Raw genomic sequence first — 11,663 nt, 5'->3', positions numbered from 1 at the left:
AGTTTTGAGGGAATGAAACCTCAACCAAATAGTCTGGCAGCAATAGCGAGAAGGTCACACCCGTTCCCATACCGAACACGGAAGTTAAGCTTCTCAGCGCCGATGGTAGTTGGGACACGCGTCCCTGTGAGAGTAGGACGTTGCCGGGCACGAAAAGGACAATCTGAAAAAAGGTTGTCTTTTTTGTTTTTCATATTTTTTAACGGTTAAGTAAAAAAGGGCAATGAGTTAAAATTCATTGTCCTTTTTAGTATCTTTATATAATGAAATTATCGCCTCAAACGACGTAATACCTTATATTCAAAATCATCACGATCGATATCCAATCCCAACACTTCATTTCGGAAAGTCTTGAAACGCCCATTTTCCACTTCCAAAGTAAAATAGCCTCTTTCACTTAAAAGATTTAAATCACCAATAATATTTTTCCTGCGAACAGGGTCAAATAAATTTACTAAGTTAGGATTACTTGGATGTGGCTTGAATTGACATCCTTGTTCCACACAAGTCCTCACGATGTTTTGGACTTTTGGATGGGCAATACTCTCAATTTTCCTGGTTGCTTCGATACTAAGCATAACATCACTCCTTTTCCCGTCTTAAAACGATATGCATAGGCAATCACTAATATGCAATCCTTTCTTAGCAAACTACAGGTCCATACATATATTAGAAGGATATATGTATTTCCATGCTAAAATAGATTTATGCTAGTCACAACGGAGGTATATTGCTATGATACATATTGTGAATGGGGATGTGGTGGGGAATAAGATTGGAAATCTTCCAGGAGATGTTCTGGTTTGGCGGGAAATGTATGATTTTGGTCCACTCTCTCATGACATTTCCGGTGAAAAATGGATTAGTTGTCGAGCCGATTTTTTTGAAAAAAAGGTAGCGATTCCAGCTGCGTTATTCATCCAGAATTGTAAAGACCAAAATCGATTTCTTTCTGAGATTCCAAAGGAGACAGAAATCGTTCTCTGGTTTGAGCACGATCGATATGATCAAACGATGTTAATGTATTTACTCAATGAACTCTCAAAAAAAGAAATGAAGAATTTATCAATGGTGACCATTAATGAGTATGAGGGGGAAGAGCCATTTTATGGCCTTGGGCAATTAGCTTCACATCAGTTGGAAGAACTTTTTCATAAAAAACAACCCATTTCAGATGAGCAAATAAAAGAGGCAATTACGGGCTGGCAAGCATATACATCAAAGAATCCCATGGAGATTGAAACTTGGATTGAAGCCTCAAAGCAAAAATTACCTTTTTTTAAACAAGCATTACAAACTCATTTAAGCTTCTTTCCTTCAATACAAACAGGTTTAAATGAAGTAGAAACCTTCGTTATTAATTATCTTGATAAAAATACTTGCCCCCTTACGGAATTGTTCCAAGTCATTACACAAAAAAGAAGTAACGATGGTATAAGTGATCTTTATTTTGCAGCTATGCTAAACGAACTGGTGAATGGCCCATACCCATTGTTGGAATGTGATAATCCACTTCCTGACTATCAGAACCCAGAGCCGTTAGCCAAACTTAGGTTAACTTCCAATGGTTTAGACGTTTTATATGGAAGAAAAACGTCCTTTGAATTTTATGAACGAGATTGGTGGCTTGGCGGGGTCTATTTAAAAGAGGATATATGGTTCTGGAATGGAAAAAGGCTTATTAATAAAGCTGAATATTAAATATTAGGGTCAGTCCTTCACAACACATAAAGTTGTAACGGACTGACCCTTTCTACGTCTTTAGACCGAGTGAAAAATCAAGCGTAGGCGCAATTATGATAATCAGGGAAAAAAGGTAAGATGATATCAAGATAAACAAAGGAGGAAAACAAAATGAAAAAATTCGGTTTACTTTTAGCAGGTGGGATTGCAGCAATCGTCCTGCTTTCAACAATTGGTCCGATGCTAGGTCTGATTGTAAGTGCAGTGCTGTTATATTTCATCTACAAAAAATTCCTAAAAACAGAATCAACTGGTTGGAAAATTGGCTTAGCGATTATCGGGGGGATTGTCCTGATCGCTTCTCTACACAATATTCCTGCCATCATTGGTGTTGCAGCTGCCTATGTGCTGTACCTAGTCTACAAAAAATGGAATAGCAGCAAGGTGATTTTTGAAAAAGAGGAATCAGATCCATTCATTAATTTTGAAAAGCAATGGAATGAATTAAAGAAATAAAAACAAAAAAAGGAGAGAATAACATGACAAACTTATTTACAAGAATTAAAAACACGATTACAGCAGATTTACACGAGGCGATTGATCACAAGGAGAAGAAAAATCCAATTGCTCTTCTTAATCAATACCTTCGCCAATGTGAACAAGAGACCGAAAAGGTGCGAAAGTTGTTGGAGCGCCAGTATGTCTTGAAAGATGAATTCCAAAGAGAATTACAGCATGCAGAAGAGTTAGCAGAAAAAAGAACATACCAAGCCGAAATTGCATCAAAAGCAGGGGAAAATGAGTTATATCAGTTCGCCGCCGCCGAGCAGCAGCAATATACCGATCGAGCAAATCGTTTACGTACTTCCCTAGAACAAGTTAATGGGCAGTTAAGTGATTTAGAAAGAAAATATGAGGAAATGAAGCATAAGGTGAAAGATATGCATCTTCGCAGAATGGAATTAATGGGCAGAGAAAATGTGACTCGCGCGAATCTTCAAATTAACCAAGTGCTCGATTCCCATTCATACTCTGATAAATCATACTCAAAGTTTAAGGAAATCGAAAACTATCTTGACCGCTTAGAGCACCAAGTGAACAGCTCATTTTACCGCAGTACAATTGATGCGCGCGTCGCACAATTAGAAAAAGAAATGAAAAAAGAAACGATTTCATAAGTTTTTAAATGAACAAAGAGCGGGGCATCGTTGCCTCGCTCTTTGTTTTATTCTTTAATGAATTCCTTGGTACTTCTAGTCGTATCAATTGGACGAACCATACTCTCAATTTGTTCCCGTTTGGGTTCTAAGAATGGCGGTAAAGATAATTTTTCGCCTAATGTTTCGTAAGGCTCGTCGCCCATAAATCCTGGACCGTCGGTTGCAAACTCAAACAGTATTTGTGGTGCCACTCTTGCATATAAGGAACCGAAGAAGAAACGATCGACGAACCCTGACGTTTGGAAGCCGAAGCTTTCCATGTGTCCAATCCATTCTTCTAAGACAGACCGATCTTCGACACGGAAAGCCGCATGATGGACGGTCCCGAAGCCTTGGCGGGCTTGAGGGAGGATCGCATTATACTCGACAACCACTTGTGCACCATTTCCGCCTTCACCCACTTCAAATAAATGATATGAACCTTCATTTGCTATTTCTTTAAAGAGGAGTACTTTTTCCATCATTTCTTTAAAGTAGTCGAAATTTGCGACACGAACAAAGATCGGACCCAATCCTGTAATAGCATAATCTAATGGTATAGGCCCTTTTTGCCATGGGGTACCGGCTGCAATCCCTTGATTATTTTCATCTGAAATCAATTGATAATGCTGGTCATCAAAATCCACAAACGACAGGGTTTTTTTACCGAATTGTTCTTTAATCCCTGTATGTTTTACCCCTAAACGATCAAAACGTTTCACCCAATACTCAATCGCCGCGTCACTTGGGACACGGAAGGATGTTTTGGAAATTTCGTTGGTCCCATGAACTCCTTTCGGAATCCCTGGAAAATCGAAAAAGGTCATATCGGTTCCTGCACTGCCAACATCATCAGCAAAGAATAAATGATAGGTTTGAATATCATCCTGGTTAACTGTTTTCTTGACTAAGCGCATCCCTAATACATATGTGAAAAATTCATAGTTTTTTTCCGCACTGCTTGTAATCGCGGTCACGTGATGTATACCTTTTAATCCATTCATTGTTGTTCCTCCCATTTCCCTCTATAATTAGCATTTATTTTCATAGTATCTTTTAAGATTAAATGGAATATTATCTTGAATTAATTTATCTTTAATTCGAAATAAATATAACATGAAATAACTTTGCTGTCAAAAGTTCGTTCCTAAAATTTTCACAATTAGCTTGTTACTAATGATGTTAATCACTAACAAGGATTTTCGGAAGTGGTAAGTTACTAATGAGAACAAATATCAAAAGTATTTTGCCACAATGAAGGAGAATCCTATTATGAGTGAAATCATTAATAATCGTGAACAACTGACTAAATCAAATTCAGAACGCTTAAGTATATTAAAACAACTGTTTGTCGATCTTCATCAAGGAAGAAACTTGGACGAGGTTAAAGCCCACTTTGATGCATTGATTGGAAAAATAACCATTGAAGAGATTACACAGCTCCAACATGATTTTGTCGAAGAGGGAAGTATTTCTGCGAAAGAACTACAACATCTCTATCATCAGCATTCAGCTATTTTTCAAGGAGCGATTGTGGAAGATGGAACCCAAAACGGAAGATTAGAAGAACAGCCTGGGCATCCCGTTCATACTTTTAAGCGTGAGAATCAAGAAATAGATAAATTGTTATCGAAGAAGCTTCAGGTCCATTTGGAGAAATTTATGAAGGAAGATTCTACAGAGAATATTTACAAACTAATGGAAGATATCAATCTATTGCTGGATATTGAAAAGCATTATAGCCGTAAAGAGAATTTGATTTTTCCCTATTTAGAAAAGTACGGGATTTTCGGTCCAACCACCAATATGTGGAGAATTGATGATTTCATTCGGGACGCGATTAAGGATTGCAGGCAGAAACTTGTTAATTATCAAGGCGATAAGGAAGCTATTATTGCCGTTGTAAATTATGTCATTCAAGAAGTAGCAGGGATGATTTATAAGGAAGAGAACATCCTTTTCCCAATGGCCTTAAATAATTTTACGGAAGATGAATGGGTTAAAATCGCCCATGAAAGTGATGAAATTGGTTTTTGCCTGATCGATTCTGCCGAGGTTTGGAGGCCGGAGAGAAAGGCCTTGGAAGAAAAGGCCATCTCTGAAGGGTATATTAAGATGGAAACAGGGATTCTTTCCTTAAAGCAGCTGGAGTTGTTATTAAACCATTTACCAGTGGATATCACGTTTATTGATCAGGATGATGTGGTCCGTTATTTCTCACACGGGAAGGAAAGAATTTTCGCGCGGACGAAAGCCGTCATTGGCCGAACTGTCCAAAACTGTCACCCTCCAAGAAGTGTCCATGTTGTAGAGGCGTTGTTGGCAGACTTTAAGTCTGGCAAAAAGGACTGTGAAGATTTTTGGATTAAGTTCAAGGATAAATATGTTTATATTCGCTACTTTGCGGTTCGTGATGAGAACGGAAACTATATCGGCACGCTTGAATTTACCCAGAATATTGATCCGATCAAAGCAATTGAAGGAGAGAAACGAATCTTAAATTAAGAGCATATATAAAAAGAACTGTCATTTCAATGTCGAGGTAATCGTCAAGAAATGGCAGTTTTTTTGTTATGGGAACTATTCAGTTTTTAAAATTACGACAATACTTGCTAATATTTGAGTTTGCTTACAGTTTGTGTCGATAAAAAAGCTGGTCACTTTCACAAAGCTGTAACAGGTTCAACGGAAAACTGGAAGAAAACGGAGATAATAAAAGTAGAGGAAGATGTTATAGATGTGCACATGTTAGGAACTAATTTTCGAGGAGGGTAACAATGAAAAAACAAAAATGGATTGCTTTGTTATTGGCAGGCGGGAAGGGAACAAGGTTAAACCTGCTGACAAAGTCATTAGTGAAACCAGCAGTCCCCTTTGGCGGGAAGTACCGTATCATTGATTTTGCTTTAAGTAATTGTCTGAATTCCGGAATTGAGATGGTTGGCATTTTAACGCAATACAGGCCCTATGTGCTGCATTCACATCTTGGTCATTACAGCTATTGGAACTTGTATAATCGTCACGGGGGCCTGACGATTCTCCCACCATTTCAACGCAATAACTCTGGAGTAGAATGGTATGAAGGAACTTCCCATGCTGTCTTTCAAAATATTGAATTTATCGAGCAGCAAAAGCCAGAGCATGTTCTGATTCTTTCTGCAGACCAAATCTATAAAATGGATTATTCTTTAATGCTTGAACAGCATATTGAAACGAACGCGGATTGTACGATTGCTGTCGTTGAAGTTCCGTGGGAAGACGCCGGCCGCTTTGGACTCATAAAAATGGAGAAGGAAAGCTATAAAATTATCGATTTTGAAGAAAAACCAGAACATCCGACGACGAATTTGGCATCAATGGGTATTTATATTTTCAAATGGCCAGTGTTAAAAGAATACTTGCTGCAAGAGGAGCAAAAAGAAATTACAAATCGAGACTTTGGTAAGGATATCATTCCTTCAATGCTGTGTGATGGACGAGGGCTCTATGCCTATTATTTCAACAACTATTGGAAAGATGTGGGGACCGTTTGGAGTTTTTGGGATGCTAATTTAGATCTTTTAAATAAGGAGACAAACATTTTTCTGCAAAATCCGGAGTGGAAAATCCATACGGTCGAACATAATGCGGACCCTTTATATTTGGATCAATCCGCAAAGGCTCAACAAAGTTTACTAAGTGAAGGCTGTGAAATATACGGGACTATCGAAAAATCTGTTGTGTTTAGCGGGGTGAAGGTTGGAAAGGGGGCGCGAATCAAGAATGCTGTTATCCTGCCTAATACCATTGTTGAAGAGAACGCTTGGATTGAAAATGCGGTCATAGGCAGCCAAACAGTGATTAAGAAAGGTGTCATCCTTGTCTCAAAGGATCCGGACATCCATTTAATAGTTGTCGGAAATAATGTGACCGTGGATCCTGCCCTTCACGAAACAACGTCCAAAAACAATGTATTGACAATATCATCCTAAAAATCGGAAACCTTCCCTTTTAAAATAAAATAATAAAAAATTCAGAATGATATATTTTTTATTTGTAAAATGGTAAACTAGTAAAATATATCTTGGACAAGGGGAAGATTACGATGGTTAAAGCGATTTTTTTTGATTTAGATGATACACTGCTTTGGGATCAAAAAAGTGTTAAGGAAGCTTTTGTTGCTACGTGTAAAGTGGCAGAGGAGCGGTATGGGCTTAATGTGGATCAACTAGAAGAGGCCGTTCGAGAAGCTGCGAGAAGTATTTATGCCAGCTATGAATTTTACCCTTTCACGCAAATGATTGGCATCAATCCGTTTGAAGGGCTGTGGGGGAATTTTTTAGATGATCAAGATGACTTTAGAAAGATGAAGGAAATGATGCCTGTCTACCGGAAAGATGCTTGGACAACGGGTTTGAAAGCAATGGGAGTAGACGACGCTGATTTTGGCTTGGAGCTGGCGGAACGTTTTCCTCAGGAACGCAGGAAATTACCTTTTGTATATGAGGAATCTTTTAAAATTCTAGATAGGTTAAAAGGAAATTATCAACTGCTATTATTAACCAATGGTTCACCAGATCTTCAAAAAACAAAATTGGAGATTACACCGGAACTTGTTCCCTATTTTGACCACATTGTTATATCGGGGGATTTTGGCAGAGGGAAACCTGACCCGACCATTTTTGAACACGCACTTGAGTTATTGTCGGTTGATAAGGATGAGGTCATTATGGTAGGGGATAATCTGATGACCGATATTCTTGGTGCGAATCGAGCAGGAATCAAGACAGTCTGGATTAACCGACATGACAAAGCGAGAAATGAAGTTATTCCTACTTTTGAGATTAAACATTTAGAAGAACTTTTTCCTTTATTAGAGGAATTGAAGTCGAAATAAAACACATATTCTTAAAAAATTGCTGTAGATGTAGGGGGGTATCCTATATTTATGGCAATTTTTTTGGTTTTAATGGAAATTGTCGAACTTAAAATATTTAGTAAAGATGTAACTTTGTTCTCCTTTTCGGCGACTATATGGCTAAGACCACCAAATTGCTTTTTGAAAAGGAGAGGAAAAATGCGAAATATTAAATGGTTTTCTATTCTTTGTTCAACATTGGTGATTGGGCTTATAGCAGGGTGTGGAACAAATTCTGTTCCTAAGGGGAGTGCAGAAGGGACGAAGACTGAAACCCCAGAAGAATATGAGATAGCTGCTAAATTTCATCCTACGATCGAAACGAAGTCTGAGAACAATTCAATGATTATTAAGTACAAGGTTAAAAATCTTTCAAACAAGTCCCAGAAGCTGACGTTTCCTAGCGGATTAGAGGCAGATTATATTGTTTATGATTTACAAGGGAAGAAAGTTAAACAATATTCAGATGAAGTCATGTCAACCCATGCGATAAAAGTATTAGAGTTAGGTAGTAATCAAGAAATTGTTAAAAAATTTACCATCTCAAACCTCCCAAATGGCCGCTATAAAATAGAAGTGTTCTTAACGGCAAAAGAAGAAGAAGCCAAAGCGGTAACCGAATTACTCGTTAAAAATTCATTTAGCGAGGGGAGCGGAGTGCTTGTAGGTCAAATGGATCCTCATTCAATTGAAATTGATATCAAGGGTAAAAAGGTAGCCTTTCAGCTAACAGAGGAAGCTATCAAGCAATTATCGCAGCTTAATGAAGGTAAACAAGTATCATTTTTATACACAGAAAATGAGACCGGACAAAAGTTGATTCATAAATTTGTTACAGGGACTCCATAAATGCTAGAGGTAATCAAAAAGATCTTTGCCGACAGTTGGATAGAGGTCTTTTTGTTTTCTTAATTGTGAATATTTGTTATCTCAGAATAGAACTTCAAAATTGGTTAGAATCATTTGGCATCTTTTTCTTGTTTTGAAAAATCAAGTAAATTTGTTTTATAAAGGTATTTTATTCCTGTCGAAATTATCTAATAAATCTTAAAAATAGGTTGATATTAATTTGTAAGGATAGTAATATAATTCTCGGAATATATTAAAAGCTAAACATAGAAACAATTTAGGTAGGAGTAATAAAATGCAGAATAAATTACCATTTTCAAGGTATTTCGTTATAGGAGTTATGCTATTTGCTCTATTTTTCGGGGCTGGCAATTTAATTTTTCCAGCGGCACTTGGTCAGAATGCAGGTTCTAACGTTTGGATGGCCATTACTGGATTTTTAATTACTGGAATTGGGCTCCCTTTTTTAGGAATTCTTGCAATTGGTTTCTCAGGTAGTAAGAACTTAGAGGAACTTGCAAGCCGTGTCCACCCGCTCTATGGGGTGATATTTACTTCTGTTCTTTATTTAACGATTGGGCCATTTTTTGCCGCACCAAGGACAGGCGCAGTCGCCTACGATATCGGAATAGCCCCGTTTGTTAGCGAAAGTTATGGACAAGTTGGCTTATTTGTGTTTACATTGCTCTTTTTTATCGTGACATTATGGTTTTCGTTAAACCCAGCCAAGCTAGTCGATCGGGTCGGGAAAATTCTTTCTCCTGCGATTATTGTATTAATTTTTATCTTATTAGTCATGGTTATTGTCAAACCGCTCGGTTCTATTGAAGCGCCACAAGCGGCTTATGCTGACGGAGCGTTTATGAAAGGATTTATGGAAGGTTATAATACGATGGATGCTCTTGCATCACTTGTATTTGGGATCATCGTCATCAATTCTATTCGTTCAATGGGTGTTACAACTACTCGAGGAATCCTATCAGCTTCAGCTAAATCTGGGTTGATTGCAACCATTTTCCTTGGAATCATTTATGTGGGTGTTGCCTATTTAGGGGCGACGAGCACAAGTGCATTCGGTCTGTTTGAAACAGGAGGTCCTGTCTTAGGGAAGGCATCTACTTATTATTTTGGATCAATCGGAACGGTGATGTTGTCGGTTATTATCCTGCTCGCTTGTCTAACTACGAGCATTGGCTTAATGTCAGCGTGCGGTGAATACTTCCATACGCTGCTTCCTAAAGTCAGTTACAAAATGTGGGTGTTGCTTTTTTCAGTCGTTTCATTTGTGATTGCCAACTTTGGTTTATCGAATATCATTAATTTTTCCATTCCGGTATTAATGTTGCTATACCCTTTGGCGATTGCGTTAATGCTGCTGACATTTTTGTCGAAACTATTTAACCACTCACGAATTGTTTATGCAGCTGTCATTATTGTCACCTTTATGATTAGTACCATAGATGGTTTTAAAACTCTCTGCGATCTGCTTGGGATTGAATATTTCGGCTGGCTTGCGAAGATTGTTTCGTTTTATGATCAATTCTTGCCTTTTTATCACAATGGGCTCGGATGGTTCCTGCCAGTTTTGGTTACGATCATCATTACTGGAATCATCGTCAATGTGAAGAATTTTACAACGATTCGTGTAAAAAACAAAACTGAAAGTTTCTTATAACATACAAAAACACTCTTCCTCGAAAATAACTATTTGCATTCCTGTCATTTTTCTGTTATAGTTAAGAAGAATTATTTTTGTTAGTTGTAGGATAATAAGTGCTAAACTTTCTGTCTTAAAGAACTGAGCAAGGATAGTAACACAATGTGTGCCAAGCACACGAGGAGGAAACAACAATGGAACAAGGTAAAGTAAAATGGTTTAATGCAGAAAAAGGTTTCGGATTCATCGAACGCGAAGCAGGAGACGATGTATTCGTACACTTCTCAGCTATCCAAAGCGAAGGTTTCAAAACTTTAGACGAAGGTCAAGCAGTTACATTTGAAGTAGAACAAGGTCAACGTGGACCACAAGCTACTAACGTTCGTAAAGCATAATTGAACCTAAATAATAAAAGACTCTCTTATGAGGGTCTTTTTTGTGTTTAAATGAAATAATCAAATTTTCAGAGGTGGAAGTGTTGGAATTAAGGCAATTACAATTATTCATGGAAGTGGCTAAGCATAAAAGTATAACAAAAGCGGCAGAAAGCATGCATCTCTCACAGCCAGCCATTAGTAAGTCAATCCGGGCGTTAGAGGAAGAGCTAGGGATGACGTTGATTATTCGGACCAATAAGACGAGTGACCTAACTGATGCAGGAAGAATTGTTTTAGAATATGCGCAGAGAATAGCTGGAATTCTATCTGAAATGAAAACAACCTTAAATGATATAACGAACCTGTCTAGAGGGCAGATCGATATTGGGCTGCCCCCTTTTATAGGCAGTTTATTTTTTCCAAGGGTAATCGCGAAGTTTCATCATTCCTATCCAAATATAGTACTGAATATTACTGAGTATGGTGGAGCAAGAGTGGTAAAAAGTGTCGAGGAAGGAGAGTTCGAGCTAGGTGTAGCAGTTCTCCCTATTGATGAACAGCAATTTGATGTGTACCCCATCGTGGAAGAAGAAATGAAGCTGCTGGTTTACAAAGAACATCATTTAGCAAGGCATAATGTAGTCGATATTAAGGAATTAAGGAATGAGGAGTTTATTTTTTACCACGAAGAATTTGCTCTTAATCAAATTATGAGGAATCATTTCATTGCTGCCGGTTTTGAACCCAATATCTTATTTATGAGTTCTCAGTGGGACTTGATGACAGAAATGGTAGCTGCCAACCTCGGAATTACGATTCTTCCACAATCTATTTGTAACCGGGCATTTAACCCAGATATTAGGATTATCGACCTTGAACAACCGATTTTATGGAGGCTTGCGGTTCTAACCAAGAAAGACCGCTATATCTCTAACGCGGGTCGAACCTTCATTGATTTTATCTTAAAAGATCCATTATAACTTTAAGTTATGTAAACTATT

The 11,663-nt window shown here is 37.9% G+C and carries 12 protein-coding genes and 1 rRNA gene; 11 read left to right on the top strand and 2 right to left on the bottom strand.

Annotation, left to right across the window (positions count from 1 at the left end; translation table 11 throughout):
* The first annotated feature begins 32 nt into the window (after nt 1-32).
* Nucleotides 33-149: ribosomal RNA gene (gene rrf / locus AC4QJR_RS17870) — 5S ribosomal RNA — on the top strand.
* Between the two features lie 120 nt (nt 150-269).
* On the opposite strand, the gene AC4QJR_RS17865 is transcribed toward rrf, so the two are convergent.
* Nucleotides 270-578 carry a hypothetical protein gene (locus AC4QJR_RS17865; protein WP_496523745.1) on the bottom strand — a complete coding sequence of 103 codons (309 nt, stop codon included), beginning with the start codon at nt 576-578 and terminating at the stop codon, nt 270-272.
* A 157-nt stretch (nt 579-735) separates the two neighbouring features.
* On the opposite strand from AC4QJR_RS17865, the gene AC4QJR_RS17860 reads away from it, so the two are divergent.
* The 3 genes from AC4QJR_RS17860 to AC4QJR_RS17850 all read left to right on the top strand — a co-directional run bounded on the left by AC4QJR_RS17860 (nt 736) and on the right by AC4QJR_RS17850 (nt 2,861).
* Nucleotides 736-1,701 (top strand): DUF1835 domain-containing protein, encoded by a 966-nt coding sequence (locus AC4QJR_RS17860; RefSeq protein WP_496523744.1) that lies wholly within the window; start codon nt 736-738, stop codon nt 1,699-1,701.
* 153 nt (nt 1,702-1,854) lie between these two features.
* Nucleotides 1,855-2,199: a lmo0954 family membrane protein gene (locus AC4QJR_RS17855; protein ID WP_098576490.1), complete on the top strand. Its 345-nt coding sequence runs from the start codon at nt 1,855-1,857 to the stop codon at nt 2,197-2,199.
* A 23-nt stretch (nt 2,200-2,222) separates the two neighbouring features.
* Nucleotides 2,223-2,861 (top strand): PspA/IM30 family protein, encoded by a 639-nt coding sequence (locus AC4QJR_RS17850; protein WP_496523743.1) that lies wholly within the window; start codon nt 2,223-2,225, stop codon nt 2,859-2,861.
* Between the two features lie 47 nt (nt 2,862-2,908).
* Here AC4QJR_RS17850 and AC4QJR_RS17845 read toward each other — a convergent pair whose 3' ends face one another.
* A complete protein-coding gene (locus AC4QJR_RS17845; RefSeq protein ID WP_496523742.1) occupies nt 2,909-3,886 on the bottom strand; it encodes a ring-cleaving dioxygenase in 978 nt (325 codons plus the stop codon).
* 268 nt (nt 3,887-4,154) lie between these two features.
* On the opposite strand from AC4QJR_RS17845, the gene AC4QJR_RS17840 reads away from it, so the two are divergent.
* From AC4QJR_RS17840 to AC4QJR_RS17810, 7 genes are all read left to right on the top strand, one after another.
* On the top strand, nt 4,155-5,387 hold the full coding sequence (locus AC4QJR_RS17840; RefSeq protein WP_496523741.1) for a DUF438 domain-containing protein: 1,233 nt from the start codon (nt 4,155-4,157) through the stop codon (nt 5,385-5,387).
* A 272-nt stretch (nt 5,388-5,659) separates the two neighbouring features.
* Entirely contained in the window at nt 5,660-6,853 is a 1,194-nt protein-coding gene (locus AC4QJR_RS17835; protein ID WP_496523740.1) for a glucose-1-phosphate adenylyltransferase, read from the top strand.
* Between the two features lie 113 nt (nt 6,854-6,966).
* Nucleotides 6,967-7,758 (top strand): HAD family hydrolase, encoded by a 792-nt coding sequence (locus tag AC4QJR_RS17830; RefSeq protein ID WP_496523739.1) that lies wholly within the window; start codon nt 6,967-6,969, stop codon nt 7,756-7,758.
* 180 nt (nt 7,759-7,938) lie between these two features.
* Complete coding sequence (locus AC4QJR_RS17825) at nt 7,939-8,628, top strand: LytA/YqiH family protein (RefSeq protein WP_496523738.1); 690 nt, start codon at nt 7,939-7,941, stop codon at nt 8,626-8,628.
* Between the two features lie 295 nt (nt 8,629-8,923).
* The gene (gene brnQ / locus AC4QJR_RS17820) at nt 8,924-10,303 is read left to right on the top strand and encodes a branched-chain amino acid transport system II carrier protein (protein ID WP_496523737.1); all 1,380 of its coding nucleotides are present in this window, start codon (nt 8,924-8,926) and stop codon (nt 10,301-10,303) included.
* 176 nt (nt 10,304-10,479) lie between these two features.
* Entirely contained in the window at nt 10,480-10,680 is a 201-nt protein-coding gene (locus AC4QJR_RS17815; protein ID WP_026568674.1) for a cold-shock protein, read from the top strand.
* Nucleotides 10,681-10,763: 83 nt separating this feature from the next.
* Entirely contained in the window at nt 10,764-11,642 is an 879-nt protein-coding gene (locus AC4QJR_RS17810; RefSeq protein WP_496523736.1) for a LysR family transcriptional regulator, read from the top strand.
* Nucleotides 11,643-11,663 lie beyond the last annotated feature (21 nt).

Source organism: Neobacillus sp. BP17 (assembly GCF_059579525.1).
Note: the sequence above shows the minus strand (reverse complement) of the source record. Positions and strands in the feature narration are given on the sequence as shown.